The sequence below is a fragment of the Ornithinimicrobium ciconiae genome, assembly GCF_007197575.1.
Lineage (GTDB): Bacteria > Actinomycetota > Actinomycetes > Actinomycetales > Dermatophilaceae > Ornithinicoccus > Ornithinicoccus ciconiae.
In genome coordinates this window covers 3,645,034-3,670,815 of the sequence record NZ_CP041616.1, presented here as the reverse complement: position 1 = coordinate 3,670,815, position 25,782 = coordinate 3,645,034, and the positions used below count along the sequence as shown (strand labels likewise).

Sequence of the window (25,782 nt, the reverse complement as noted above, 5' to 3'; positions counted from 1 at the left end):
CGCTTTGTACGCCCTAGCGGTAGCGACATCAGGGCAGAACCCGCCGCCACAAGCCGAGCGGATCCAATACTCGATCTGCTCGACACCCGAGGATTTCAAGAGGCAAACCAAGCGCCTCACGATGCTGCAGGAGCACGTCGTCGAGGCGCTTGAGAAGTCACAGCCATACCAGTCGCCATACGGACCAGAGAGCAACCTGACCTACGGGATCCACGAACTGGCCCGCAAGGATCGCCATCGGTCGCTACACGTCGGGCTCGGCCGGATCGATGAGCACCGGATCCGTGTCGCTCCTCCGCCGGGCGTGACGATCGAGTTCGACCAGACCGTCAAGCCCTACAGCCACATCGAGGGCGAACTGGTCGTCGGAAGGTTCACCGCCAGCCGCACGATTCGCCCGAGAGAGATCAAGGCCGATCTGCGAGGAGTGGCCATCGCACAAGAGATCCAGGCCTGGGCCGAGTTCAAGCTCGACGGCAAAAGCCAATCCCTGCAGGACCGGATGATCTACACCGAGATCTTCACCCGGAACCACCTGGAGAACATAGCCCTGATGGGTGGTGCAGTGCCGCCAGACGGCTACAGGACCTTCGAGCCGGGCACCCAAGCCGAAGAACACACTTGACTGCGCTCATGTGGCCCTCCTCAGCGTGGACACCGCCCTTGCTGCCGCGCGTCGGGCGCCTCGACGCGGGTCATAACGCCGCGTAGGACCCACTCATCCGCGGTGCGGCGATCGCGATCGTGACTCCATCGTGCGTGGCATGGCTGACTGGGCCGTCAAGCACGCACCACTCACGGACCAGAGCAGCTCCAAGAATCACGCCTGCGCGGTCGCTGAGAAGGTCGTACCTGCTGTGACCTGCCCGTATGGAACCTGGTGCCCCCGGTGCCCCGGCCCTTGACACCCGTTCCTAGGCGCGTCTGAAAAGCGGTGCTCTGCACCAGCAGTGGCAGTCCGCTGACCCTGCGCAAACGTTGTCCGAGCCCCACGGGGGCGAGTCGATACCAACCGCGAAAGCGGTGCTCATCCACCCGGAGAGCCAAGCCCGATAAGCTGCTGACCTGCGGAAACAGGAAGTGCCCCCGGCAGGATTCGAACCTGCGACACCCGCTTTAGGAGAGCGGTGCTCTATCCCCTGAGCTACGAGGGCGGGGATGGCGGACCAGGCGAACAGGTCCAGGCAGACGCCACTGGCGGGCCACTGGGAGAGAGTACCGGACCGGCCGCGACCTCTAGATTCCTGCCCAGGGCTCGCGCCTTGTCGGTTCGTCCAGATCGCCTAGGTAGCCTGACTCGTGTGAGTCACGACGCCGACGCCCCAGCCAACCGCGTCGACGCCGCATCTCTGGACGTGGTCACCCCCGCAGTCGACCGATGGCGCGCAGAGCTGTCCGAGGTGGGCGGGCGCAACACCTTGATGTGGCACCGCGACCTGCCCACCGGCACCATCGACCTGACAGTGGCCCATCCTGGTGGTGTCGCCAAGCTCCTCGCCGGCCACAACACGCTGCTCTCGGAACTGGTCCGCGAGTCCGTGGCTCTGGCGGAGGCGCGGCGCAGGGTGACGGCAATTCGGGCCAAGTCCCTTGAGCTACAGCGTGAATACGGGATGAGCACGCTGTTCCTGGGGGTGGGCATGGCCTCCTGGCGCCTCCCGCGGGCACCGATCCCTCCCCGTGCGCCAGTCCTGCTGCGTGGTGCACGGATTCGGCCGACGGACGCCTCCCGGCGGGACTACGTCCTCCGCCTCGACTCCGACGTCCTGTTCAATCCTGCCCTCGAGCACTATCTGCGCGGTGAGGTCGGCATCGAGCTCGACGGGCACGACCTTGCCCGGACCAGCGTTGGCCGACAGGGGTTTGACCCGCGACCCACCTATGACCGGCTCGAAGACCTGTGCTCACATATCGAAGGCTTTGGGATCGGCCCGCAGTTGGTGCTCAGCACCTACCCGCTGGCCAAGCTGCCGCTGGTGGCAGAGCTGGCGGGGCCGGTCGAGCATCTGGTCGATCGACCGCTCGTGGTGTCCCTGGCCACGGGGGTGCAGGACGTTGAGAGTGCTCAGGCTGCCGATGAGGCGGTGCCCGGCGACCGCTCCGTGACGGTGCTGGAGGCGGACGCCAGCCAGCGCCAGGTGCTGCGGCTGCTCGACCGCGGCAGGTCGTTGGTGCTCGACGCCGCACCGGGCACCGGTCGCACCCAGACGATCGTCAACGCGGTGGCGCAAGCGGCAGGCGAGGGTCGGTCCTCCCTGGTCGTGGCCGAACGTCGCAGGGCACTGGACGAGGTGCAGGAGCGGCTGCGTGACATCGGACTCGGTGATCTCCTCCTGGACGTGCGAGAGACTCCGGCGGCTGCCCGACGGGTCGCCGCTGAACTGATCGAGGCGCTTGACCGTCACCAGGGCAGCGCAACCGCCGAGGCCGACCAGGGCCTCCCTGTGGCGGCTCCCGAGCCTGCCGAGGGGGCCACCGATCCTCTCGCTGTCCTGCGCGCTCACGAGAAGCACCTGCACGGTCCGCACGAGCCCTGGGAAGTCACCCTCGCGCAGACCCAGGACGTGCTGACCCGGCTCGCGGGGTTGTCCCACCCGCCGACCTCGCACGTGCGGCTGGAGCCGGAGGTGCTCGCCACCCTGACGCCCGAGACGATGGGACAGGTCCGCGACGCCTTGGTCCGTGCGGTGGCAGCCGGTGCCTGGAAGGGGCGTGCGGAGGACCCATGGTTCGGCTCACAGATCACGACCGCGCAGGATGCTGAGCGAGCAGCCGAGGTCGTGGCGGACCTGGTCAGCGGCACGTTGACGCAGGCCCGCGAGCGGGTCGTGGCACTGGCCACCTCGGTCGGGCTGCCTGCCCCGCTCAACGTGCAGCAGTGGTCGCGCACCTTTGACCTGCTACGGCGGGTCCGGGACACCCTTGACGTGTTCACCGCGGAGGTCTACGAAGCACCACTGGGGGAGTTGGTCCAGGCGACCACCAAGCACCCCAAGGGCAGCCCGGACAAACTCTCGGCGATGACTCGCAGCCGGCTCCGGCGCCAGGCACGCAGCCTGCTCCGGCCCGGTGCGCCACCCCCCGACCTCGGAGACCGACTCACGCACGCCCGGGACGAACGCTCGGAGTGGGAGAGTCTCGCCGGGCGTGCGGCCCGACCCGCGGCCCCGCGAGGATGGGAGGACGCCGCCGAGGAGTATGCCGGCATCCACCGCGATCTGACGTGGCTGGGTGAGGTGCTGCGCACGACTCCTCAGGGCCAGGACCTGGAGACCACCCACCTGGACCTGCTGCTGGAGCGGCTGATCCGGCTCGATGCCCAGTCCGACCGGCTCCCGGTGGTCGCCGAGGTCCATGGGGACCTCCAGCCTCTGCGTGATCGTGGACTCGGCCGCCTCGTCGACGACCTGGCGCACCGCCGAGTCGCCGAGCAGCACGTGGAGGCGGAGGCCGATCTCGTCTTCTGGGCCTCCGTGCACGATCAGATTGCCACCCGAGAGGGCATGGCCACCAGCGCCGACCTGCGTGCGGCACTGGCTGAGCTGGACTCGCAGGAACAGGCCCGGACCCGGAGTGCCCGAGACACCGTCCTGACCGTGACTCGTCAGCGACTGGACGCCGCGCTGGCAGCCCACCCCGCGCAGGAGCAGGCGCTGCGCGACCTGGTCGACGCCGGACCACCGCTGCGGATGATTGACCTGCTCGCCGCGGCACCGGATCTCGTGCGGTCGCTGCGACCATGCTGGGTGGCGAGCCCGCTGACCGTCCCGGCGACGATCCCCGTCGACATCGTGTTCGACCTCCTGGTCATCGACGAGGCCCAGCGGATCCCGGTCGCTCATGCCGTGCCGTCCCTCGCGCGGGCTGACGTGGTGCTCCTGGTGGGAGACTCCGACGGGCTGACCGGCCTGCCGTTCGTGGGTGTGGTCGACGAGCATGCCGCGCCAGTCGGAGCTGTGAGCGAGAGCGTGTTCGCCGCGTCGTCGAAGGTCCTGCCGGTGCGTCACCTGGACAACCACTACCGGTCCATGGACCAGCGGATGCTGCCGCGGCGCACGGTGCACACCCCACACGGTTTTCCGGGGGTGCTGCTCTCCTCCGGCATCAGTGTTGTCGAGGCTCCGGGGACCGAGGCACGGGTGGCTGCCGTCGTCGACCTGATCGTGGATCATGCACGCCGCGGCCCGAGCCTCTCGCTCGGTGTCGTGGTGGCTGACGACGACATGGTGATCGAGGTGGAGCAGGTGCTGCGGGCCCGGATCGCCGAGGAGTCGGACCTGATCGGCTCCTTTCGCGAGGATGTCGCCGAGCCATTCCTGCTCAGCACCCCGCACCGCGCTGCCGGGGATGTGCGGGATCGGATGATCCTGGTGCTGGGGGGCGAGGACGATCTGAGTGACGCTGCGGCCATCGCTGTCCTGAGCTCGGCACGCCGCTCAGTCGTCATCGTGCAGGGTGATCCGCCTGCTGGGTCGCAGGACGCTGGCGTGCTGCAGGAGGCGGTCCTTGCTGCGGCTGCGCCCCCGGATCAGGCGACGGAGGGAACGGGAGAGTCAGCGCTGCTGACGGACCTGGCCACCCGGCTGGCCGCAGAGGACCTGACCGTGCGGATCGGCTACGGCAGTGGGCCGCACCGCATCGAGCTCGTGGTCGACGATCCCGACATGCCTGGGCGACCGCTGCTGGCCGTGGACACCGATGCGCGTCCAGACCCGCACGGCCCCGACGCAGATCGGATCCGCACCCGCTCCGTGCACCTGAGGGCGCTGGGCTGGACGCCGGTGCGAGTGTGGACGACGGATGTCTTCCGCGACCCGGCGCAGGAGGTCGCGCGGATCGTCGCCGCAGCCCGCAAGGCCTCGGCGGAACGACACCGATGACCCAGGATGACGACACCGCAGCGGTGCCCTTGGACCAACCTCGACGGCCCCGTCGACACCGCCGCGTCGTGGCGGCAGCGACGAATGCCTCGCCGGGCGAGACTCCGGACTTCAGTGAACCTCATGTCGAGCTGGACGAGACCGAGTCGGCCGGGCCCGGGCCGGACATCGGGTCCGACGACTGGTGGCGCGCGCAGCGCCCTCCCCACTGGGGCTAGGCCGACACGACAGCGCCCGGCCCTCGAGGGGCCCGGAGCTGTGCCGGAGAACGGCAGAGCCCGGCCCACGAGGGAGCCGGGCTCTGATGGTCCGGGACGTCATAGCCTCCTGGACGGGTGGTGCGCTGGTGCGTGTGCCTGGAGGTCAGCGGTTGCCGCGGGCCAGCAGGTCGCGGATCTCGGTGAGCAGAGCAACGTCCTCGGCCGGAGCCTCGTCCTCCTCCTTGCCGAAGCCCATGCGCGTGTTGACCTTGTTCATCGGCACAACGATCACGAAGTAGACCACCAGGGCGGTCAGCAGGAAGACGATCAGGGCGTTGATGATCGCCGCGAAGTCCATGTAGGTGCTGGGGTTGCCCGAGATGACCTCGAAGCCCAGGCCCTTGGCCTCGGCCCCGCCCATGGCGTTCAGCAGCGGCGTGATGAGGCTGCCGACGACGGTCTCCACGACCGCGGCGAACGCAGTGCCGATGACCACGGCCACGGCGAGGTCGACAATGTTGCCCCGCATGATGAAGTCTTTAAATCCCTGAATCATGTTTCCTCCGATGTGCGCCGTGGATCGGCGCGGGTTTGTGACGTCATTCCTGACACCGCCATTGGCGCAGGGCGACGCGTACCTTAACGCACCGAGGCGGCCGGGGTGCAAATTCTGGGGGCGTTCTATCCGCGGATGACCACGGTCAGGCCATGGCCAGGCAGGCCCGCACCGGTGGCTGCAGCCAGGCGACTGGCCTGCTCCGGGGTCACCGCGACCAGGAAGCTCGGTGCGTCCGCACCGGCGGTCTGGTCCAGCACCCCGTGCCCCTCCTGACCACTCACCCGTTGCGCCAGGAGGACGTCCTTGGCCAGGACGGAGCCGTCGACGGTCCCCAGCACGTCGACGCGAACGCCAGGGTGCAGAGAACCTGCGAGTGCGACGTCGGCCAGCGGCAGGTGTGCCAGCACCAGACCCGGGTCGAGCCCCTGCAGCACCGCATCGGGAGAGACGCGCAGGTCGGTGAGAATCTCGCCGGCTCGCACCGGAGCGGTGGTGATGCGGTCGCGCACCACGGCCCGGTCGGTCAGGGCGCCTTGAGGGACCAGTTCCGCTGGCACATGAACGGCGCGTGTCGACCCGTCTGTGAGCTCAGCACCCACGGGAAGGTCGGCTCCCGCGACAAGTACCACGGGCCCGGGGTCTGGGGGCGCGGGAGCGACGACGGCCGTGCCGGCATACACCGCAGCGGCGGCCAGCGCGGCGGCGAGTGCTCTGCGCAGCGTCCCCCGACGCCAGGTTGCGCGCCGATCACCGGCGCGGCGCAGTGCTCGACTCTCGGGACCTCGCCCGGCGCGGACAGGGCCGAGGCGCCCACGGTTGCCCCGTGCCTGCGGGCCGGGCGCTTTGCGTGGCCGTGCGGCGTTGGGTGAGGTGCCCCGTGTGGACCTGATCACACGGGAAGGTTAGGTGCCGGTCAGGCGCTCGCGGCGGCCTTCGACGAACCTGTGGACGCAGAGGACGCGGCGGACCCCGTTGTGGATGAGCCGGACGAGTCGGACGCACTCTTCGACGCCGAGCTAGACCCCGCCGAGCTGCTTGAGGAGGAGTCGGCCGAGCCGCCACCGGAGGTGCTGGCCGCAGCAGGCACCGAGGCCGAGCTGTCAGAGCCCTTGCGGGAGTCGGTGCGATAGAAGCCGGACCCCTTGAAGACCACGCCGACCGAGCCGTAGCGCTTGCGCAGGGTGCCGCCACACGTGGGGCACACCGTGAGGGCGTCGTCGCTGAACGCCTGCTGGATGTCGAAAGCGTTGTCGCAGTCCTTGCAGGCATAGGAGTAGGTCGGCACGATGCACGATTGTACGCCGGATGCGGCCCAGCACCGATTCGGTGGCATACGCTCAGTCCGTGCCCCGAAGTGTCCTGCGTCGCGTCGTCGTTCCCGTCATCGCAGCGCTGATCCTCGTGCTGGTCGCCGCTGCGGTGCTGGGCGTGGGGCTGACCCGCCGCTCCTTTCCGCAGGTCGATGGCGAGCTGACGCTCGCCGGCCTGAGCGGTGAGGTGGAGGTGCTGCGGGACGCGCAGGGCGTGACCCACATCTATGCGGACACCTCCGAGGACCTGTTTATGGCCCAGGGCTTCACCGCCGCCCAGGACCGGTTCTTCCAGATGGATCTGCGTCGGCACGTCACGGCCGGGCGTCTCGCCGAGCTGGTGGGGGAGCCGGGCGTGGAGACCGACACGGTGATCCGCACGATGGGATGGCGCCGGGTGGCCGAGCAGGAGCTCACCATGCTTGACCCGCAGACCCGACGCTATCTGGCGGCCTACACCGCAGGCGTCAACGGCTATCTGGAGCAGAACGCCTCGCCCTCGCAGGTCTCGCTGGAGTATGTCGTGCTCGGCCAGTCCGTGCCGGACTACCGCATCGAGCCGTGGACCGACGTGGACTCGCTGGCCTGGCTGAAGGCGATGGCGTGGGATCTGCGTGGCAACTACGCGGACGAGCTGGCCCGGGCGCGCCTGGTCGGTGAGGTCTCGCGCGCGCAGCTCGGCGCGCTCTATCCCGACTACCCCTACGACGAGCACGCGCCGATCCTGTCTGAGGACGAGTGGAAGCCTGCTGCACCACAGACTGGTGGGGACGAGGGCGACTCGGGGGATGACCGCGGCGGGGCGGCGCCCCCTCGAGGGAGCCAGTACTCCGGCAGCGCCGAGGTTGCTGGTTCAGGCGTCTACACCGACACCCTGGCGGCGCTCGACGCGGTGCCCAACCTGCTGGGCGAGGGAGCGGGCATCGGCTCCAACTCCTGGGTCGTGTCAGGGGAGCACACCGAGTCGGGCCTGCCGCTGCTGGCCAACGACCCCCACCTGGGCATCGCCCAGCCCGGCGTCTGGATGCAGATCGGGCTGCACTGCCGAGAGGTCTCCGAGGCGTGTCCCTTCGACGTCACCGGCTTCTCCTTCGCGGGTTTCCCCGGCATCATCATCGGCCACAACACCGACATCGCGTGGGGCTTGACCAACCTGGACCCGGACGTGACTGACTTCTATCTGGAGGAGGTCAACGACCAGGGGCAGGTCCGTCGTGGCAACGCCTGGGAGCCGGTGCAGCAGCGGATCGAGACCATCAAGGTCGCTGGCGGGCAGGACGTGTCGATCACCGTCCGCGAGACCCGCCACGGGCCGATCCTCTCCGACGTCCTGGACCCGGTCCGCAAGGCCGGTCAGACCGCGCCGATCAACGGGGTCGAGACGCTGAGCACCTATGACGTCTCGATGGCCTGGACGGGGTTGCAGCGCACCCGCACGGCCGACGCGGTTTTCCTGCTCAACTCTGCCCATGACTGGGACTCCTTCCGCGACGCGGCCCGACAGTTCGCGGTGCCCAGCCAGAACCTGATCTATGCCGACACCCAGGGCAATATCGGCTATCAGGCCCCCGGCCTGGTCCCGATCCGTGAGTCCAGCACCAATGGGCAGCCTCCAGGATTCTTCCCGGCCCAGGGGTGGCTGCCGGCCTATGACTGGAAGGGCTGGGTGCCGTTCAGCCAGATGCCCTCGACCTTCAACCCCGCTGACGGGGTGATCGTGACCGCCAATCAGGCGGTGACGGAGAGCAACACCCCCTTCCTGACCAGCGAGTCCGACCGGGGATTCAGGTCCCAGCGGATCGCTGACCTGATCGCGCAGAAGTCCGCGGAGGGGCCCCTGACGACCGCGGACATGCACGAGATCCAGGGCGACACCCACAACGCCTTCGCTGACGTGCTCATCGAGGCGCTGCTGGAGATCGACGTGCCCAGCTCGGACTTCTATCGGCAGCCCCAGCAGATGCTGGCCGACTGGGACCGCACTGCCCCCGCAGACGGGGAGCAGTCCGCCGCGGCCATGTACTACTACGCGGTGTGGGCCAACATCCTCGACCTGACCTTCGAGGACGAGCTGCCCGCAGATCTGGCAGCCGACGGCAACTCGCGGTGGATGCTCGTGGTCGAAGACCTGCTGGACAGTCCCGAGGACGTCTGGTGGGACGACCGGCGCACCGCGGGCGTCGTGGAGACCCGGGACGAGATCCTGCGACAGGCCATGATCAACGCCCGGCTCGACCTGACGCAGCGGATCGCCAAGGACCCCACGGAGTGGCAGTGGGGCTCGCTGCACAACATGCCGCTGCGGCACGAGGTGCTGGGCGGGGACTCCGTGCCGGACGCGCTGCGCTGGGCGTTCAACGACGGGCCCTACCCCGCTCCCGGAGGCTCCTCCCTGGTCAACGCCTTCAACTGGGAGGCGGGCAGCGGCAGCTACCGCGTCACCTCCGGGCCCTCGATGCGCATGGTGGTGGACCTGGCGGACCTGGACGCCTCGACTTGGGTCAACCAGTCGGGCAACTCCGGGCACGCCTTCCACCCCAACTACAACGACCAGACCCAGGCGTGGCTGGCCAACGAGTCCTACCCCTGGTCGTTCAGCCGCGAGGCGGTCGTGGAGTCGGCCGAGCACACCCTCACGCTGACCCCCTAACCACTCGGTCCGTGGCGCAGCAGCCGCACCCCGGCGGTGGTCAGCACCCCGTCGACGCGTATGTCGTGCGCCTCGCTCGGGATGAGCGCCCCGCCTGCTGAGGTGGGCGCCTCGTGGTCGTGCAGGGCTACGATCACCGGCACCCCGGGACGGACCAGGGGAAGAGCCCGGTCGTAGTAGCCCCCTCCCTGCCCCAGGCGGTGACCGGCGCGGTCCACAGCCAGGCCGGGGATCAGCGCGATGTCGACGTTGCGCAGCGCCTCCGGGCCCAGCTCGGCCCCGGTCGGTGTCACGCCACCCATCACGTCGGCAGCGACCCCGTCGCCGGTGCTCTCGGTCGCCAGGACCCAGTCCAGGTTGGGACGCCCGCGGACGGTCAGCGGCAGCAGCACCCGCATCCCCGCGGCCAGCGCCGACCGCACCAGCACCCCCACCGGGGGCTCCGTGGGCAGCGGACGGAAGGCGGTGACCGTCAGGCCGGAGAGATCCCGGCGTCCGTGCCCCACGGCATACTCGCGGACCCAGGTGAGGAAGGCGGTGGCGAGGTCCTGTGCCTGCTCGGCCCGCCCGCTGGGGCCCTGCCCGGCGACGATCTCCGCGCGCCTGGCCCGCACCTGCGTGCGGGATTGCGCCTTCGCCGTCCGGACCGCGTCCATGGCCGCATTGTGCCCGACTGATGAGCCGGGCCGCCCATGACTAGTCTTGGGCAGCATGAGCGAGCCCATGATGCGCCCACGCAAGGCAGTGATCCCGGTGGCTGGTCTCGGCACCAGATTCCTGCCGGCGACCAAGGCCGTGCCCAAGGAACTGCTGCCAGTCGTGGACCGACCTGCGATCGAGTACATCGTCGAAGAGGCGGTGCGCGCCGGCCTGGCCGACGTGCTCATGGTCACCGGACGCGGCAAGGGGGCGATCGAAGACCACTTCGACGGCCATCCCGAGATCGAGCGCGCGCTGGACGCCAAGGGGGACCAGCAGCGGCGCGCGCGAGTGGATGCCAGCACCAGCACCGAGGTGCACTTCGTGCGCCAGGGAGTGCCCAAGGGGCTCGGTCACGCGGTCCTGTGCGGCCGCTCGCACGTGGGTGACGAGCCGTTCGCCGTCCTCCTCGGGGACGACATGATCGACGCTCGCGACCACCTGCTCGAGCAGATGATCGAGGTGCAGGCGCAGCGTGGTGGATCGGTGGTGGCGCTGATGGAGGTGCCCCGTGACCAGGTGAGCCTGTATGGCTGCGCGGCGATCGACCCGGCGGACGAGGGGCAGGACGTGGTGCGCGTCACCGGGCTCGTGGAGAAGCCTGCTGTGGAGGAGGCGCCCTCCAACCTGGCGGTCATCGGCCGCTATGTGCTGCACCCACGGGTCTTTGAGGTGCTGGAGCACACCAAGCCCGGACGCGGCGGGGAGATCCAGCTCACCGACGCCCTCCTCGAGCTCGCCGGGGCCGAGGGTGAGGGAGCCGGGATGACCGGGGTCGTCTTCCGGGGGCGTCGTTACGACACCGGTGACCGGCTCGACTACCTCAAGGCGGTCGTCCGCCTCGGTCGGGAGCACCCTGAGCTCGGGGCGGACTTCTCCGCCTGGCTGGACGACTACGTCAGGACGGCGCGATGACCACGGTCACCGAGCACCTGGAGGCGCTGCTCGAGCGGATCGTGCCGGTCGACACGGTCACCGTGCCGCTGTCCGAGGCGCACGGACTGGTCCTGACCCAGGACGTGACCAGTCCCGTCGACCTGCCGCGCTTCGCCAACTCGGCGATGGACGGCTATGCGGTGCTCTCCTCCGAGATCGCCGAGGCCAGCCCCGAGAGCCCTCAGCTGGTGCCGGTGCGCGGCGACATCGCCGCCGGCGATGGTCAGCCCCACACGCACCGTCCTGGCACCTGCTGGCGGATCCTGACCGGCGCTCCGGTCCCGGAGGGGTGTGACGCAGTCGTCCGGGTCGAGGACACCGACGGCAACCCCCACGAGGTGCTGATCAAGGCGGCGGTTGAGGCCGGGGCCAACGTGCGACCGGCCGGTGAGGACGTGCGCGCCGGGGCTGTGATCCTGCGGGCCGGGACCCGCATCGGCCCCACCCAGCTGGCCGTGCTCGCCGCTGCCGGCGTGGCGCAGGTGAGCGTCACCGGACCGGTGCGGGTGGCGGTGCTCTCCAGCGGTGATGAGCTGGTGCCGGTCGGGGAGCCCGTGGGCCCCGGGCAGATCCACGACTCCAACGGTCCGATGCTGGCCGCGCTGGTCCGCGCGGCCGGGCACTTTGCGGTCCATGCCGGTCACCTGCCCGACGACGCCAAGGCGGTCAGCAAGGAGATCGAGCACCACCAGGACTACGCCGACCTGGTGATCACCACCGGGGGAGTCAGCAAGGGCGGCTCCTATGACGCGGTCAAGGCCGCGCTCACCGGCGCCGGGTCGATGGAGTTCACCGAGGTGAGCATGCAGCCGGGCAAGCCGCAGGGTTTTGGTCTGCTCGGCAAGCGCGAGGTCCCGGTGTTCACCCTGCCCGGCAACCCGGTCAGTGTCCTGGTCAGCTTCGAGGTCTTCGTCCGTCCGGCACTCGCCGCCCGGGCTGGCATGCGGTACTCACCGGTCACCATGCCGGCGGTCGTGGCCCAGGGGTGGTCGTCACCAGAGGGTCGCCAGCAATACCACCGGGTGCGGCTCTCGCGTGATGTCAGCGGGTCGTATGCCGCAGAGCCGGTCAGCGGGCCCGGGTCCCACCTGGTGGGTGGGCTGGCGCAGGCCGACGGGCTGGCGGTCATCCCCGCCGAGGTCACCGAGGTGGCGACCGGGTCGCAGGTGCTGGTCCTGCCGTTGCGGCCGGTGGCCGAGATCGAGGCCGACCTGCAGGCTGCCCGCCAGGACGGCGACGGCGACGCTGCTGACGGCGCCGGGCGCGGCCAGGGCGCTCGGTGAGCGAGCCACTGCGCCACCTGCGCGCCGACGGGACAGCGCACATGGTCGACATCAGCAGCAAGGAGGTCACCGCACGGGAGGCCACCGCCACGGGACGCGTGCTGCTGTCCGCCGCGGCGGTCCGTGCGCTCCGGGAGGGGACCGCCCCCAAGGGTGACGCTCTGGGGGTCGCCCGGCTGGCCGGGATACAGGCGGCCAAGAAGACGCCGGACCTGGTGCCACTGGCCCATCCGGTGGCCGTGCACGCGGTCGAGGTCGACCTCACGGTCACCGACGACGGGGTCGAGATCCGGGCGAGCGTCCGCACCGCGGACCGGACCGGGATCGAGATGGAGGCCCTGACCTGCGTCAGTGTCGCGGCGCTGGCGATGGTCGACATGATCAAGGCGGTCGACAAGCTGGCCGTGATCACCGACGTGATGGTGGTGGCCAAGTCCGGTGGGCGCTCCGGCGACTGGACCCGCGACCCGTGATCACCTGGCCCGTGCGGCTGGAGGAGGTCCGAGCGGACGGCGTCGGCATCGTGCTGCGGGCACTGACCCGGCACGACCGCGCCCGGTGGCTGGAGATGCGCGAAGACAACCGTGACTGGCTGCGGCCCTGGGAGGCCACCGTGCCCACCGGCCCGGAGGAGGCGATCGGATTCACCCGGCTCCGGCGAGTCCTGGACCGGGCGGCTCGGGAGGGGCGGGTGCTGCCGTTCGTGATCGAGGCCGACGGCGTGCTGGTGGGGCAGATGCAGCTCTTCGACATTGTGTGGGGGTCACGCTGGACAGCCTCGGCCGGCTACTGGCTCGACCAGCAGGCCACCGGCCGCGGACTGGCCGCCTGGTCACTGGCGATGCTGATCGACCACGCCCTGCACGATGTCGGGCTGCATCGGGTCGAGGTCGCGATCCGGCCGGAAAACACCGCGAGCCTGGCCGTCGCGCGGGCGCTCGCACTGCCGGACGAGGGCTTTCGGGCCGGCCTCGTGCACGTTGACGGCGCCTGGCGTGACCACGTGGAGTTCGCGATCACGGCCGAGCAGCTGGGAGGCGAACGGCTGGTCTCTCGCCTGCGGGCGAGGGAATCCACCTGAGTCACACCAGTCACTTCCGCGACACGCACCAGAACTGCGGGGTAACCACCCGACACCTCCCTAGGGTTTGGGTGTGCCCAACAGTCTGATCTTCGCGGTCATCCTCGCGGTGTGGGCTGCCTACCTCATCCAGCACTGGATCCGTCGTCGGGACCACGTCGCGACGGCCCGATCCGTCGACCGGTTCTCCGAGGCGATGCGCGTCCTGGAGCGTCGGCAGAGCCTGCCGCGCGCCGACGTGACCCCTCCGGCTCCGCGGTCCTACTCGCTGTCCCTGACCCGCCCCGCACACCCCGACGTCGTCGTGAAGCGGGCGGGTCCCGGTGTCGTGGCGACGGCCCCGCGGCGCAGCACCCCCCGGCTGCGCAAGCCACCGGCTGCGGTGGTGCGCGCCACTCTCCTCCTGCTGGGCATCGTGTCGTTGATCGCCGGGGTCACTCCGTGGCTCACCGGCCAGGCGCCCTGGTGGTCGGCCGCGGCCGGAGCTGGCGGGCTGCTGCTGGCCCTGACCCTGGTGCGCGTCTCCGTGGGACGTGCGCAGCGGCGAGCCACCTCACCCGTCCGCGCCCGGGCGACCAACGCCCGCGCCGCCCGTCCGCGCCGGGCCCACCAGCCGTCCGTCGCCCCTCCGCGCCGGGCCCACGAGCCGTCCGTCGCGCGTCGGCGCGGTGCCGCCGAGCGCACCCGTGCCCTGCCGGCAAGGACCGAGCACACCGCGTCGAGCACTGAGCTGGTTGCCGACTCGGCCGAGCTGTTCGAGCAGCCGGTCCACGTCCCCGCCGAGGTCGAGCTGTATGTCGTGGCCGTCCACGAGGCTGGCCCGGACACCCAGCAGAGTGTGGGCCTGCCCGTCGTCGGCCAGGCCGAGACGGCCCCGGCGCGTGAGGACCAGGCCCGTGAGGACCAGGTCCAGGAGCTGGAAGGCACCTGGGCCCCGGTCGCGGTGCCACCGCCGACCTACACCCTCAAGGCCAAGGCGTCGCGTCGTCCGGCCAGTCCGCAGCCTGCCGCACCTGAGGAGACGGGTCCGGTCCTCAGCGGCACGGTCGAGGTCGACGGCCTGCCCTTCGACGGCAACGCGATGGCTTTTGACGAGGAGTTTGAGGACCTGCCTCCCGTGCACTCGGTCGGCTGAGCGAGCGCCCGTCACGGGCGCCGCGCTCCCCCCGGACTGCGGTCGGACGTCCCGCCCTCAGGGACGGATATAGATCCGTCTGCGGTGCAGCAGGGCCGCGACGCCCCACCAGAGCGTCAGGCTGATCAGGGCAAACGCGACCTGGTCGCCACCGCCCCACGACATGGCGCCGCCGATGCGTTCGGCCACGGAGGGATCGCCATACCTCAGCAGCAGTGCCGAGGACAGGTGCGAGCCGAAGTAGACCAGCAGTGAGTTGCGCCCCAGCGCCACCAGGGGCCAGCCGATCCGGTCCTGGGCCTCGCGGCCCCGGGTGCGCTGGAGATAGACGTCGAAGATCGCGTAGGCGACCAGGAAGATGGCGAGCCCGAGCGCGCCGGCCAGCAGGGCGAAACTCGGTGTCCACAGCCGCTTGAACGGCTCGATGACCTGCGCCAGGACGGCTCCGAGGGCCGCGCAGGCGATCGTCCAGGCCGCGATGCGCACCAGTCCCATGCGGCGGGCCCCCTCCCGAGCATCCAGGGCGAGGTGGCCGGCCGTGGTCCCCGCGGCAGCGGTCAGGAACGCACCACAGATCGCTACCAGACCCTCGGGGTCGTGGCCGCGCGCCCCCTCGGCATACATGTGCCCGCCGAACAGGCGGGTGTCCATGACCGCGGACGGGTTGCAGGTGGGGGTCAGGACATCACCGACGCAGCGTGACTGGAACCAGACGAAGGCTGCGGTGCCGATCAGCGCGGTCAGCCCCGTGATGATCGCCCAGCCCCGCGCCGAGCGCGTGATCGTGTGCAGCACGGCGGACAGGAGCACCAGCACGGCATACAGCTGGAGCACCCCGGTGATGCGCAGCGTGGCCAGCTCGTAGTGGTCGCCGTAGACCGCGGTGTAGAGCACCCCGACCACCAGGAGCACCACGACCCGGCGAATGGTGGCCGGCCAGTCGCTGCCGCGGCGGTAGGCGAACGCCAGACCGACCCCGGAAAGGGTGACGAACAACGGGAAGATGAGGTCGTAGAAGTTCACGCCGAACCACGAGGGGTGCTGGAGCCAGCCGGGGACCGGTGGGATGACCGAGGCGCTGAGGACCGAGACGATCAGGAACAGCCCCCGTGCCGTGTCGAGGGAGGTGATGCGACGGGAGCGGCCGATCACGGCGTGACCACCTCGTAGGACTGGACCCGTGGGAAGAGGACCTGCTCGGCCTGCAGCGGCAACTCCCCGGTGCGCCACACGTCCGGGAACGCGAGCCAGCCATAGAACCGCTGGTGGCTCCCGAGTCGCTGGGCCGTGCGGGGGTCGCCGCTGCCCAGCCCCATGAACTGGTCGTAGATCTCCTCGGGCAGCGCCAGGTGCCGGTTGGCCGCCGGATCATAGGAGTGGGTCACCAGCCAGCTGCCCTCCTCGGTCAGCGGCGCCAGGGTCCGCGCCACCTCCCTCACTGCCAGGTGGTCCGGCCGGTCATAGACATAGGGCGTCTCACCGGGCGGACACAGCGCGAGACTGTCGCAGGCGGTGGGCTCCTGCTCGGTGGCGTAGTAGGCGGAGGAGGTGATGCGGACCAGGGGCAGGTCGGGCAACCCGAGGGCGAAGGGCCGGCTCAGCACGCCCCGCACCGCGGTCTCCACGGTGTCGGTGGTGAGCGCGTCGTCGCCGAGGTCGAGGGCGATGAGCGTCGCGGACTCCCCGGTCACCAGGAGTGCCTCGAGACCGTCGATGTCGACGGGGCGTGCCGCCGACCAGTCCAGCCGCACCGACGGGGTGTGCCCCGCAGCCTCGGTCATCGCCGCGCGGAAGGAGCCCAGCCGGGCCTCGCGGCAGGCGAGGGAGCCGCCGCCCCCGACCGTGGGGTCGGGCTCCGGCGGGACCTCCCCGAGGTCGGTCTGCAGGCGCCGGTCCATGACGTCGGCGGCGCAGTGCTGGGTGGCCTCTCCCTGGGTGAGCAACACCACGACGGGCCTCAGGTCGTCTGCCTCCAGCAACGAGGTCCACGCCGAGAGCTCGTCGTCCGGGTGCGGGACGAGAACCAGGTGCAGTCCGCGAGGGTCGCTTGCTGGGGGAGCGGGGGAGACCGTGGGCACGTCCCGTGCCAGCGCGAAGGCCTGGGGGCTGACCGCGGGCCGCATCAGGAAGGCCGTCGATGTCACGACGGTCGCCAGGGTCACGAGCAGGGTCAGCAGGACGACCGATACCGGGGGACGCGAACGCGGCGTGCGAGGGTGCCCTGACATGCGCTAGAGGGTATGTGACGCAGCTGCTGGGCGGCGGACACGTCCGGGCCGCGTCGCACGACGAACGTGCCTGACAGAGGCGGTACGGTCCTGCCCATGGACGATCACGGCGGGAGACAGGCGCGGGTCGGAGGGGCGAGGGCCGGACCCTTCACGGCGCAGTCGCTGCGCGCCGTCAACGAGCCGGCGATCTACGGTGTGGTCCTCGTCGCGGGCCTGGTGGTGATCGTCAGCGACTCCGCGGCCGCCTCCTGGGCCGTGCTGGCCAAGGTCCTGGCCACGCTGGTCGTCTTCTGGCTCGCCCATGTCTACGCTGGTGTCGTCGCCCACCTCGGGGACCGGCAGGACCACGGCGTGCCGGTCCGGACCCGGCTGGCGGCCAGCGTCCGCCACGCGGTCGCGCACTCCTGGGGGATGCTGCTTGCCGGCCTCGTGCCGACGCTCCTGCTGGTGATGGGAGTGCTCGGCCTGGTCAGCGACCGGACCGCCATCTGGGGCACGCTGTGGGCCGCCGTGGGCGTCCTGGGCGGCCTGGGCTGGCTCGGCGTGGCGTCGTGGAGCCCGCGTCCCTCCCGGTGGCTGCTCGGTGCCGTCGTCACCTCCGTGCTCGGGCTCGTCCTGATCGGGCTGAAGGCGCTGGTCCACTGAACTGGCCTGGCACCTCCTCCAGGTTGCTCGGTCGCCGGTCCAGATGGTCACCAGGGTGGGGTTCGGCAGAGAACTCCTCCGTGTGCAGCCGCCCCGCACTCACGCCAAGGTCCGGACGGTCCGGACGGTCGCCGAGACCAGTCCTGGAGCGCCCGCGACAAAGACCTCCAGCAGGACGACCGCTGCCGGGGGACGCGAACGCTGGGTGCGTGGGTGCCCTGACATGCGCTAGAGGGCCGGTGACGCAGCTGCGTCACCGGCAGGGCCGGGGGAATCCTTGTCCGCGTCGGCATAGGCCCGCACCGTGGCCACGTGCAGTGGGAAGGACAGGGGAAACCCCCCGAAGAGCAGGCGTCCGGCGACCGTGGCCGACTCCTGCACGATCTGCGCGACCTGGTCGGACAGTGCCTGTGGGGTGTGTACCACGATCTCGTCGTGCAGGAAGAACACCAGGTGGGGACGGCCCAGTCCGGGCACGGGGTCGAGGTCACGCAGCCGCCGACGGGTCTCGGCCATCCAGCACAAGGCCCACTCGGCAGCGGTGCCCTGCACAACGAAGTTGCGGGTGAACCGGCCGCGGTCGCGGGCCTGGCTGCGGGCACGGCGCTCGTCCGTGCCGTCGGCATCGACCTCACCGGCACGTCCCTGCACCTGCTGCCAGGCCGGGCCCGGCGGTGGGCTGGTGCGGCCCAACCACGTGCGCACCGTCCCGCCACCGGCTCCGATCTCAGCTGCCCGGTCCACCAGGGTGGTTGCCCTGGGATAGGCGCGGCGCAGACGCGGCAGAATGGCGCCAGCCTCCCCGGCCGTGCCGCCGTAGAGGGCAGAGAGCATGCCGACCTTGGCCCGTTCCCGGGTCTCCACGACACCGGTGGCGACGAGGCCGGCATACAGGTCCCCGTCCTGCCCGGCCCCCGCCAGGGCGAGGTCACTGGCCATCCCGGCCAGCGCGCGCGGCTCGACCTGCGCAGCGTCGGCCACGACCAGCACCCAGCCGGGGTCGGCCACCACGGCGGCCCGGATCGCCCGGGGGATCTGCAGGGCACCCCCACCGCTGGTGGCCCACCGGCCGGTCACCACCCCACCCGGGACGTAGTCCGTGCGGAAGCGGCCAGAACGTCCGTGCGCACCGGGCTCGACCCAGGTGTCCAGCCAGGCCCATCCGTTGGCCGACAGCAGCCGCGCCAGGGCCTTGTACTCCAGCAGCGGCCCGACGACCGGGTGGGCGATGCCCGCGAGCTCCCACTTGGCGGTCGACTGCAGGTCCAGACCCGCATTGCGCAGGGCTTTGAGCAGGGCGGCCTGGGAGTCGGGGTTGAGGCCTGGAGCGTGGAGCAGGTCACGGATCTGGGCAGCCAGGCGCTCTAGTCGCTGCGGTCGCAGTCCGTGCTGCGGTCGTGGACCCAGGGCCGCCGTGAGGATCTCGTCGTGGCGCTCGCGGTCCCAGGGCAGGCCGTCGGCGTGCATCTCGGCCGCGATGAGGGCCCCGGCCGACTCTGCGGCCAACAGCAGCCGCAGCCGTCCCGGCTCCGCGGAGGCCGCGACCGCGGTGACCTGCCGTGCGTGCTCAGCGACGACCTCCTCCCACGCGGGGTGCGTCACGGGCGTGAGGTCATCGAGCAGGCTCGGGGTGGACGGCTGGGCGGGGGCGGCGGTCAACCAGGGCGGTGCCGGCCACGGATCGGGGGCAGCCAGTTGCAGGATCGCGTGGCACAGCCGCAGGTCGTGGCAGCGGCCCACCCGGACCCCGGCTGCGAGCAGCCGTGGAGAGATCGCCGCCGTGTCTGGCCACACCCACCGCGGACCGGTCCCCGATGCACTCCGCTCCTGGTCCGCGACCCAGTCGGCCACCGCGGGCCACGGCACACACTCTGCGTCGGCCTCCCCGCCAGCCGGTCGGGGCTCCTGGTTGGGGGCGTCCGCGACCGCCGCAGCCGCGGGGTCGCCGACGAGCAGCCCCTCCCGGGTCGGTGCCACCACCAGGTCCACGACGAGTGAGCCTACGGTGGGCCGGACAGTCGGGGTCACGGCGGCACGGTCGGTGAAGGTGCAGGACGGGAACCCGCGGCCACCCGGTAGCGTCCACCAGCTATGCGACGTCTCCTGATCCCGGTGCTGCTCGTCGGTGCCCTGCTCCTCTCGGGCTGCTCGGGCAGTGAGCCGATCGAGCTCCCTGAGGATCCACCCGATGCGGTGCTCCTCGACGCGGAGCGGGTCGAGACTCCGCTCGACACGGTCCTGATCGCGGTGCGCCAGGTCTCGGATGTCCCGATCTCCTACGAACGTCTCTTCGACGTGACCGACACCGGACCGGACGCGCTCATCGAGCACTACGACACGGCGCTGACCGCGCAGGGCTGGGAGCGAGTTGCCGGTTCACGCGGGATCACCGGGGCGCTCGGGTCCAGCTGGGAACGGAACGGCCAGGATGTGCTGATCGCACTGGTCAGCCTGGAGGGCAGGGACGTCGCCGCGGTCTTTGTGTCGCCGGGTTAGCCTGGGTCCATGCTGGAGTGGGGCAAGAAGACGGGTGGCCGGGTGCCGATCCTGCTGGACGGTGAGCAGGTGGCAACGGTCGACCCAGAGTTCTGGCGCGAGGGTGCCGAGCTGGTCATCGCGGGCCAGACCTGGCAGTTCGCTCGCGACGGTGGCGACCGGATCGCGCGCCTGGCCTCGGCCCCCGACCAGGTCGTCCTGCGGGCCACCAAGAAGGGGCTGTTCAGCCAGTCCTGGCTCATCCGAGGGGACGGTGTCTCCTACGAGATCGGTCAGGAGCGCGCCTTCGGCACCCGGCAGCAGGTGCTGCGCGACGGGCAGCGCATCGGGACCAGCGACAAGACCAGCTTCTGGGCCTCGCGGCCGACCCTGGACATCGATCAGTCGGTGCCGCCGATCCACCAGCTGTTCCTGCTGTGGATCTCGCACGTCATCCGGAAGCGTGCGGAGGCGGCTGCGGCGTCGTGACCGGGTCTCGACGCCAGCGGCTCGCGCCGTACGGTGTGGTGCATGACTGAGATGACCTATCGCCCGCTCGGGGACTCCGGCCTGCGGGTCAGCACCGTCGGCATCGGCTGCAACGCCTTCGGCACGCGCATCGGTGGTGACACGGTCCAGGAGATCGTGGATGCGGCGATCGAGGAGGGGATCACCCTGTTCGACACTGCCGACACCTACGGCCGCGGCGAGTCCGAGACGCTGCTCGGTGAGGCGCTGAACTCGCGCCGTGAGGCGGTCATCGTGGCCACCAAGTTCGGCATGGACATGCAGGGTGCCAACGGGCCAGACTGGGGTGCGCGCGGGTCACGGCGCTACATCCGCAGGGCGGTGGAGGCGAGCCTGCGTCGGCTCGGCACCGACTGGATCGACCTCTATCAGCTGCACCGCCCCGACCCGGTCACCCCGATCGACGAGACCCTGGCTGCCCTGTCCGAACTGGTCACCGAGGGCAAGGTCCGCTACATCGGCTCCAGCAATCTGGCCGGCTGGCAGGTCGTCGAAGCCGACTGGACCGCCCGGACCAGCGGCTACAGCGCGTTCATCTCGGCCCAGAACAAGTACTCCCTGCTCGATCGGGAACCGGAGGAGGAACTGGTGCCGGCCTGCGAGACCGTCGGGGTCGGCGTCCTGCCGTTCTTCCCGCTGGAGTACGGCCTGCTCACCGGCAAGTACTCCCGCGACCAGGGCGCACCCCAGGGCAGTCGCCTGGCAGCGGACAACCAGGCGGAGCGGTTGGCGGGGGCGGACTGGGACGAGATCGAGCGGCTGACGGCGTATGCCGAGGCGCGCGGACTCTCCCTGCTCCAGGTGGCCATCGGTGGGCTCGCCGCCCAGCCGGCGGTCTCCTCGGTGATCGCCGGAGTGACCAGCGCGGACCAGGTCCGCAGCAACGCGGCCGCCGGGCTGTGGGAGCCGACTGCGGAGGACCTGGCCGAGCTCTAGAGGATCGCTTCCTCGAATCGGAAAATCAGGTATGCCGGTGCTACAGTCTGTAGCCGCCGGTACACCTGGGGCTGTGGCGCAGTTGGTAGCGCGTCTCGTTCGCAATGAGAAGGTCAGGGGTTCGAATCCCCTCAGCTCCACCCAGACCAGCCAGACGAGGAACCCCGCCTGAGGGCGGGGTTTTTTCGTGGCAGGACACTGGGCGAAAGCAGTAGGCTCACTCGCGTGACGCTGGACTATGTCGCCCACCTTAAGGGTGAGACAGAACGGTTCCTGTCGGTGCTGCGCGGCGCGGACCCCACCCTGCAGGTCCCCGGCTGTCCCGACTGGGACGCTGCCGATCTGCTGTGGCACCTGGGGGAGGTGCAGTGGTTCTGGGCCACGATTGTGTCCCGGCGGCTGCAGGATCCGGAGGCGGCCGAGGCCGATAAGCCATCCCGACCCGGTTCGCAGGACGCGCTGGTGACCTTTCTGGAGGACGCCCACGGTCAGTTGGTGGAGGCGCTGTCGTCCGCCGACCCTGCCGAGCAGGTGTGGATGTGGGCCGAGGACCAGACCGTCGGCTACGTGCGGCGCCGCCAGGCCAACGAGGCGCTGATCCACCGGCTGGACGCGGAGCAGACGGTCGGTGCCGTCACGCCGCTGGATCCGCTGCTGTCGACCGACGCGCTGCACGAGGTGTTCACCACGATCTTTGGCGGTGTCCCGGACTGGGGGACCTTCACCCCGTCAGGCAGGTCGGTCCAGCTCGAACCGGCCGACGGGCCGGGCCCTCTGCAGATCGGGTTGGGCCGCTTCACCGGGACCAGTCCCGCCAGCGGCACCGCCTATGACGACCCGGCCTGCGAGCTGGCGTCGACCGACTCACCCAGCGCGACGGTCACCGGGACGGCCGGTGACCTGGCCGCCTGGGCGTGGGGTCGCGGTGACCTCTCGAGGCTCACCGTCACTGGCGACCAGGGCGCGGTCTCGGACCTGACGGCGGTGCTGGACCTGGGAGTTGAGTAAGGGCCCTCGCCGCTGACGCATCACCCTTCCGGCAACCGTCAGGGTGGCCGCCGGTGACACGGTGGGCCGGCTCCGACGTCAGTCCTTGGGCCGCTGGTCCACGATCCGCCGGGCCTTGCCGACCGAGCGCTCGATCCCACCCTCGCCGAGGACGACCACCTGAGCGGTGGTGCCGATCCGCGACTTGATCTGGCGGGCCACCTCGCGGGCCAGGACCTCCCGACGCTCGGGCGCCAGGCCGGGCGCTCCCTCGACGTTGACGGTGAGCTCGTCCATCCGGGCAGGTCGGCTGAGCACGCACTGGAAGTGGGGGCGGAGCCCGTCGATCTTGAGCACGATCTCCTCGATCTGGGTCGGGAAGACGTTGACGCCGCGCACGATCATCAGGTCGTCCGAGCGGCCGGTGATCTTGGCCATCCGGCGGAAGCTCGGCCGCGCGGTGCCCGGCATCAGCCGCGTCAGGTCGCGGGTGCGATAGCGCAGCATCGGCATCGCCTCGCGCGTCATCGCGGTGAGAACGAGTTCGCCCTCCTCGCCCTCCGGGACCGGCTCCTCGGTGATCGGGTCAATGATCTCGGGATAGAAATGGTCCTCCCAGAGGGTCAGCCCGTCCTTGGTCTCCACGCACTCCTGGGCCACGCCCGGGCCCATCACCTCGGAGAGCCCGAAGATGTCGGTGGCGTGCATCCGGCACTCCGCCTCGATCTCCTCGCGCATCGCCTGCGTCCACGGCTCCGCCCCGAAGACCCCGATCCGCAGCGACGTCTCCGAGGGGTCAAGGCCCAGGCTCTTGACGTGGTCCATCATCGCCAGGAAGTAGGACGGTGTCACCATGATCACTGACGGCTTGAAGTCGCGGATCAGCTGGATCTGCTTCTCGGTCTGCCCGCCGCTCATCGGGATCGCGGTGCAGCCGAGCCGCTCCACCCCGTAGTGCGCGCCGAGACCGCCGGTGAACAGGCCGTAGCCGTAGGCCACGTGCACCAGGTCGCCCGGTCGCACACCTGCGGCCCGCAGGGAACGAGCCACCAGGTCGGCCCAGGTGTCGATGTCCTTCTTCGTGTAGCCCACGACCGTCGGACGCCCGGTCGTCCCCGAGCTCGCGTGCACGCGCACGCACTGCTCGCGCGGCACCGCGAGCATCTCGAACGGGTAGTTGTCCCGCAGGTCAGCCTTGGTCGTGAACGGCAGCAGCCGGACGTCGTCCAGGGTCCGTATGTCGTCCGGGTGCACCCCGCGCTCGTCCAGGCGGCGCCGGTAGTGCACCACCCCGTCGTAGGCCCGGCGAACGCAATCCTGCAACCGTGAGAGCTGCTCGGTGCGCAACTGGTCGAGCGACCACGTCTCGGCGTCGTCATAGAGGTCGGGCCGGGGTTCGATCGTCGGCAGTGACATGGGGCACCTCTCCTCGCGCTGGTTCCTCCCCGAGGGTATGCCGGTGCCTCCGCGAGCGCAGGTGCGTGACGGCATACTTCCCCGCCTGCCCCGTCAGGACAGACCGCTGATCGTCCCGTCCGGGGCCAGCTCGATCCGCTCGGCGTTGGGATGCCGGGACAGGCCTGGCATGGTCCGCATGTCTCCGGCGATGGCATAGACATAGCCCGCACCCACGTTGGCTCGCACCTCCCGCACCGGCAGGCGCCAGCCCGTGGGCGCACCGCGCAGGGTCGGGTCGGAGCTGATCGACAGGTGGGTCTTGGCGATGACCACCGGCAGGTCACCGAAGCCTGCGTCCTCATAGGTCTGCAGGGACTTCGCGGCGGCAGGGGTGTAGTCCACGCCGTCGGCGCCGTAGACACGGGTCGCGATGGCCTCGATCTTCTCCTCGAGGGTGTCCTCCAGGGCGTAGGTCGTGGTGAACCGGGTGGGTTGCTCCGACGCGGCCAGCACCTCCCGCGCCAGGTCTTCGGCTCCGGCGCCGCCCTGCGCGACGTGCCGGGTCACCGCGCAGCGCACACCGAGTTCGGCGGCGAGCCCGGCGATGACGGCATGCTCGCTGTCGTGGTCCTGCGGGAAGGCGTTGATCGCGACCACGGGGGTGACCCCGAAGCTCTGGATGATCTCGAGGTGCTTGCGCAGGTTGGCCAGGCCGGCGCGTACCTCGTCCGGGCTCTCCGCGAACAGGGCCTCGGGGAGCGGCCGGCCGGGCTTGATGTCGTAGTGGCCGGAGTGGACCTTCAGCGCCCGCACGGTCGCGACCACGACGGCGGCGGCTGGCTCCAGGCCACCCAGTCGGCACTTGACGTTGAAGAACCGCTCGGCGCCCATGTCGGCCCCGAAACCGGCTTCGGTGACGACCACGTCGGCGTGGCTGAGGGCCACCTTGTCGGCGACCACCGAGGAGGTGCCGGTGGCGATATTGCCGAACGGGCCGCAGTGGATCAGCGCCGGCCCGCCCTCCAGCGTCTGCAGCAGGTTGGGCTTCAGCGCGTCACGCAGGATGACCGCCATGGCGCCCGCGACGCCGAGGTCCTCGGCCGTGACCGGCTTGCCCACCCCGGTGTAACCGACCACGATCCGGCCCAACCGTGCGCGCATGTCCTGATAGGAGGTGGCCAGGGTCATCAGCACCATGACCTCGGAGGCCGCCGTGATGTCGAAGCCGGTCTCCCGGACCACCCCGTCGGCCCGCGCCCCGAGCCCGACGATGACATTGCGCAACGACCGGTCGTTGACGTCCATCACCCGGCGCCAGGTGATGTTGCGCTCGTCCAGGCCCAGTTCGTTGCCGAAGTGTAGGTGGTTGTCCACTGCGGCGGAGAGCAGGTTGTGCGCTGCGGTGATCGCGTGGAAGTCTCCGGTCAGGTGCAGGTTGAGGCGCTCCATCGGCACCACTTGGCTGTAGCCCCCACCGGCGGCACCACCCTTGATCCCGAAGGTCGGGCCCATCGACGGCTGCCGCAGCGTGGCCACCGCGTTGGTCCCCAACCGGCGCAGGGCCTGGGTCAGTCCGACGACGACCGTCGTCTTGCCCTCTCCCAGGGGTGTGGGAGTGATGGCCGACACCACGACATACTTCCCGCGCGGCACCCCGGCGGCAGCGGCGAGGTCGATCTTGGCGACATCGTGGCCGTAGGGCTCGACGTGCTCAGGGGCAACGCCCAGGTCGGCGGCGACCTCGGCCATCGGACGGAGGCGGGCGGTGCTGGCGATCTCCAGATCGCTCGGCAGGGGAGTGGGACGGCTCATGTGCTGAGCGTATTGCGCCACGGCGGTGCGATAGTGA

23 protein-coding genes, 2 tRNA genes and 1 pseudogene are annotated in these 25,782 nt (G+C 70.4%); 16 read left to right on the top strand and 10 right to left on the bottom strand.

All coding sequences use genetic code 11. The features are described 5' to 3' along the window. The first annotated feature begins 121 nt into the window (after positions 1 to 121). Complete coding sequence (locus FNH13_RS16975) at positions 122 to 625, top strand: hypothetical protein (RefSeq protein WP_143784539.1); 504 nt, start codon at positions 122 to 124, stop codon at positions 623 to 625. A 456-nt stretch (positions 626 to 1,081) separates the two neighbouring features. Here FNH13_RS16975 and FNH13_RS16970 read toward each other — a convergent pair. Then, positions 1,082 to 1,154, bottom strand: a tRNA-Arg gene (locus tag FNH13_RS16970). 147 nt (positions 1,155 to 1,301) lie between these two features. Between FNH13_RS16970 and FNH13_RS16965 the strand changes: the two genes are divergently transcribed. Together FNH13_RS16965 and FNH13_RS16960 are read left to right on the top strand one after the other, a co-directional pair. After that, positions 1,302 to 4,880, top strand: coding sequence for a DUF4011 domain-containing protein (locus FNH13_RS16965; protein ID WP_143784538.1), 3,579 nt, complete (start codon positions 1,302 to 1,304; stop codon positions 4,878 to 4,880). After that, complete coding sequence (locus tag FNH13_RS16960) at positions 4,877 to 5,098, top strand: hypothetical protein (RefSeq protein WP_143784537.1); 222 nt, start codon at positions 4,877 to 4,879, stop codon at positions 5,096 to 5,098. Before FNH13_RS16965 ends, FNH13_RS16960 begins: the two co-directional genes overlap by 4 nt. 145 nt (positions 5,099 to 5,243) lie before the next feature. On the opposite strand, the gene mscL is transcribed toward FNH13_RS16960, so the two are convergent. Both mscL and FNH13_RS16950 read right to left on the bottom strand, forming a co-directional pair. Next, positions 5,244 to 5,636 (bottom strand): large conductance mechanosensitive channel protein MscL, encoded by a 393-nt coding sequence (gene mscL, locus FNH13_RS16955; RefSeq protein WP_143784536.1) that lies wholly within the window; start codon positions 5,634 to 5,636, stop codon positions 5,244 to 5,246. Between the two features lie 125 nt (positions 5,637 to 5,761). Further along, complete coding sequence (locus tag FNH13_RS16950) at positions 5,762 to 6,532, bottom strand: SAF domain-containing protein (protein ID WP_143784535.1); 771 nt, start codon at positions 6,530 to 6,532, stop codon at positions 5,762 to 5,764. A gap of 81 nt (positions 6,533 to 6,613) precedes the next feature. Between FNH13_RS16950 and FNH13_RS19860 the strand changes: the two genes are divergently transcribed. Beyond that, positions 6,614 to 6,769 (top strand): hypothetical protein, encoded by a 156-nt coding sequence (locus FNH13_RS19860; protein ID WP_321169242.1) that lies wholly within the window; start codon positions 6,614 to 6,616, stop codon positions 6,767 to 6,769. A gap of 14 nt (positions 6,770 to 6,783) precedes the next feature. Here FNH13_RS19860 and FNH13_RS19855 read toward each other — a convergent pair. After that, positions 6,784 to 6,972 (bottom strand): annotated as a pseudogene (locus tag FNH13_RS19855) (FmdB family zinc ribbon protein); the annotation flags it as partial. A gap of 11 nt (positions 6,973 to 6,983) precedes the next feature. Here FNH13_RS19855 and FNH13_RS16940 point away from each other — a divergent pair. Further along, the gene (locus tag FNH13_RS16940; RefSeq protein ID WP_143784533.1) at positions 6,984 to 9,599 is read left to right on the top strand and encodes a penicillin acylase family protein; all 2,616 of its coding nucleotides are present in this window, start codon (positions 6,984 to 6,986) and stop codon (positions 9,597 to 9,599) included. Here the strand turns inward: FNH13_RS16940 and FNH13_RS16935 are convergent. After that, a complete protein-coding gene (locus FNH13_RS16935) occupies positions 9,596 to 10,255 on the bottom strand; it encodes a 5-formyltetrahydrofolate cyclo-ligase (protein WP_165700159.1) in 660 nt (219 codons plus the stop codon). The two genes, FNH13_RS16940 and FNH13_RS16935, sit on opposite strands and share 4 nt — an antisense overlap. 55 nt (positions 10,256 to 10,310) lie before the next feature. Between FNH13_RS16935 and FNH13_RS16930 the strand changes: the two genes are divergently transcribed. From FNH13_RS16930 to FNH13_RS16910, 5 genes are all read left to right on the top strand, one after another. Further along, a complete protein-coding gene (locus tag FNH13_RS16930) occupies positions 10,311 to 11,213 on the top strand; it encodes a UTP--glucose-1-phosphate uridylyltransferase (RefSeq protein ID WP_228266458.1) in 903 nt (300 codons plus the stop codon). Continuing rightward, positions 11,210 to 12,517 (top strand): molybdopterin molybdotransferase MoeA, encoded by a 1,308-nt coding sequence (locus FNH13_RS16925; protein WP_143784531.1) that lies wholly within the window; start codon positions 11,210 to 11,212, stop codon positions 12,515 to 12,517. The genes FNH13_RS16930 and FNH13_RS16925 overlap by 4 nt, the downstream gene beginning before the upstream one ends. Then, positions 12,514 to 12,990, top strand: coding sequence for a cyclic pyranopterin monophosphate synthase MoaC (gene moaC, locus FNH13_RS16920; protein ID WP_143784530.1), 477 nt, complete (start codon positions 12,514 to 12,516; stop codon positions 12,988 to 12,990). Before FNH13_RS16925 ends, moaC begins: the two co-directional genes overlap by 4 nt. Continuing rightward, a complete protein-coding gene (locus FNH13_RS16915) occupies positions 12,987 to 13,598 on the top strand; it encodes a GNAT family N-acetyltransferase (RefSeq protein ID WP_143784529.1) in 612 nt (203 codons plus the stop codon). The genes moaC and FNH13_RS16915 overlap by 4 nt, the downstream gene beginning before the upstream one ends. 73 nt (positions 13,599 to 13,671) lie before the next feature. After that, complete coding sequence (locus tag FNH13_RS16910) at positions 13,672 to 14,733, top strand: hypothetical protein (RefSeq protein WP_143784528.1); 1,062 nt, start codon at positions 13,672 to 13,674, stop codon at positions 14,731 to 14,733. Between the two features lie 57 nt (positions 14,734 to 14,790). On the opposite strand, the gene FNH13_RS16905 is transcribed toward FNH13_RS16910, so the two are convergent. Further along, positions 14,791 to 15,885 (bottom strand): heparan-alpha-glucosaminide N-acetyltransferase domain-containing protein, encoded by a 1,095-nt coding sequence (locus tag FNH13_RS16905; protein ID WP_165700158.1) that lies wholly within the window; start codon positions 15,883 to 15,885, stop codon positions 14,791 to 14,793. Then, positions 15,882 to 16,961: a hypothetical protein gene (locus FNH13_RS16900; protein ID WP_143784526.1), complete on the bottom strand. Its 1,080-nt coding sequence runs from the start codon at positions 16,959 to 16,961 to the stop codon at positions 15,882 to 15,884. Before FNH13_RS16900 ends, FNH13_RS16905 begins: the two co-directional genes overlap by 4 nt. 96 nt (positions 16,962 to 17,057) lie before the next feature. Here FNH13_RS16900 and FNH13_RS16895 point away from each other — a divergent pair, with 96 nt between their 5' ends. Next, positions 17,058 to 17,609 carry a hypothetical protein gene (locus tag FNH13_RS16895; RefSeq protein WP_143784525.1) on the top strand — a complete coding sequence of 184 codons (552 nt, stop codon included), beginning with the start codon at positions 17,058 to 17,060 and terminating at the stop codon, positions 17,607 to 17,609. 228 nt (positions 17,610 to 17,837) lie between these two features. On the opposite strand, the gene FNH13_RS16890 is transcribed toward FNH13_RS16895, so the two are convergent. After that, positions 17,838 to 19,637: a bifunctional 3'-5' exonuclease/DNA polymerase gene (locus tag FNH13_RS16890; protein ID WP_228266457.1), complete on the bottom strand. Its 1,800-nt coding sequence runs from the start codon at positions 19,635 to 19,637 to the stop codon at positions 17,838 to 17,840. 63 nt (positions 19,638 to 19,700) lie between these two features. Between FNH13_RS16890 and FNH13_RS16885 the strand changes: the two genes are divergently transcribed. The 5 genes from FNH13_RS16885 to FNH13_RS16865 all read left to right on the top strand — a co-directional run bounded on the left by FNH13_RS16885 (position 19,701) and on the right by FNH13_RS16865 (position 22,556). Beyond that, positions 19,701 to 20,105 (top strand): putative periplasmic lipoprotein, encoded by a 405-nt coding sequence (locus FNH13_RS16885; RefSeq protein WP_143784524.1) that lies wholly within the window; start codon positions 19,701 to 19,703, stop codon positions 20,103 to 20,105. Between the two features lie 9 nt (positions 20,106 to 20,114). Beyond that, positions 20,115 to 20,573 (top strand): hypothetical protein, encoded by a 459-nt coding sequence (locus tag FNH13_RS16880; RefSeq protein ID WP_143784523.1) that lies wholly within the window; start codon positions 20,115 to 20,117, stop codon positions 20,571 to 20,573. Between the two features lie 42 nt (positions 20,574 to 20,615). After that, complete coding sequence (locus tag FNH13_RS16875) at positions 20,616 to 21,548, top strand: aldo/keto reductase (protein WP_143784522.1); 933 nt, start codon at positions 20,616 to 20,618, stop codon at positions 21,546 to 21,548. A gap of 67 nt (positions 21,549 to 21,615) precedes the next feature. Further along, positions 21,616 to 21,688: transfer RNA gene (locus tag FNH13_RS16870), tRNA-Ala, on the top strand. An 85-nt stretch (positions 21,689 to 21,773) separates the two neighbouring features. Beyond that, entirely contained in the window at positions 21,774 to 22,556 is a 783-nt protein-coding gene (locus FNH13_RS16865) for a maleylpyruvate isomerase family mycothiol-dependent enzyme (RefSeq protein ID WP_143784521.1), read from the top strand. 78 nt (positions 22,557 to 22,634) lie between these two features. On the opposite strand, the gene paaK is transcribed toward FNH13_RS16865, so the two are convergent. After that, a complete protein-coding gene (gene paaK / locus FNH13_RS16860) occupies positions 22,635 to 23,951 on the bottom strand; it encodes a phenylacetate--CoA ligase PaaK (protein WP_143784520.1) in 1,317 nt (438 codons plus the stop codon). A 93-nt stretch (positions 23,952 to 24,044) separates the two neighbouring features. Continuing rightward, positions 24,045 to 25,745 (bottom strand): formate--tetrahydrofolate ligase, encoded by a 1,701-nt coding sequence (locus tag FNH13_RS16855; RefSeq protein WP_143784519.1) that lies wholly within the window; start codon positions 25,743 to 25,745, stop codon positions 24,045 to 24,047. Positions 25,746 to 25,782: the final 37 nt, after the last annotated feature.

Bases quoted from the DNA above. Each gene is read 5' to 3' on its own strand.
- FNH13_RS16885 (WP_143784524.1), top strand. From the start codon at position 19,701: ATGCGACGTCTCCTGATCCCGGTGCTGCTCGTCGGTGCCCTGCTCCTC.
- FNH13_RS16880 (WP_143784523.1), top strand. From the start codon at position 20,115: ATGCTGGAGTGGGGCAAGAAGACGGGTGGCCGGGTGCCGATCCTGCTG.
- FNH13_RS16925 (WP_143784531.1), top strand. From the start codon at position 11,210: ATGACCACGGTCACCGAGCACCTGGAGGCGCTGCTCGAGCGGATCGTG.
- FNH13_RS16895 (WP_143784525.1), top strand. From the start codon at position 17,058: ATGGACGATCACGGCGGGAGACAGGCGCGGGTCGGAGGGGCGAGGGCC.
- FNH13_RS16960 (WP_143784537.1), top strand. From the start codon at position 4,877: ATGACCCAGGATGACGACACCGCAGCGGTGCCCTTGGACCAACCTCGA.
- FNH13_RS16930 (WP_228266458.1), top strand. From the start codon at position 10,311: ATGAGCGAGCCCATGATGCGCCCACGCAAGGCAGTGATCCCGGTGGCT.
- paaK (WP_143784520.1), bottom strand. From the start codon at position 23,951: ATGTCACTGCCGACGATCGAACCCCGGCCCGACCTCTATGACGACGCC.
- FNH13_RS16900 (WP_143784526.1), bottom strand. From the start codon at position 16,961: ATGTCAGGGCACCCTCGCACGCCGCGTTCGCGTCCCCCGGTATCGGTC.
- FNH13_RS16935 (WP_165700159.1), bottom strand. From the start codon at position 10,255: ATGGACGCGGTCCGGACGGCGAAGGCGCAATCCCGCACGCAGGTGCGG.
- FNH13_RS16975 (WP_143784539.1), top strand. From the start codon at position 122: ATGCTGCAGGAGCACGTCGTCGAGGCGCTTGAGAAGTCACAGCCATAC.
- FNH13_RS16875 (WP_143784522.1), top strand. From the start codon at position 20,616: ATGACTGAGATGACCTATCGCCCGCTCGGGGACTCCGGCCTGCGGGTC.
- FNH13_RS16855 (WP_143784519.1), bottom strand. From the start codon at position 25,745: ATGAGCCGTCCCACTCCCCTGCCGAGCGATCTGGAGATCGCCAGCACC.
- mscL (WP_143784536.1), bottom strand. From the start codon at position 5,636: ATGATTCAGGGATTTAAAGACTTCATCATGCGGGGCAACATTGTCGAC.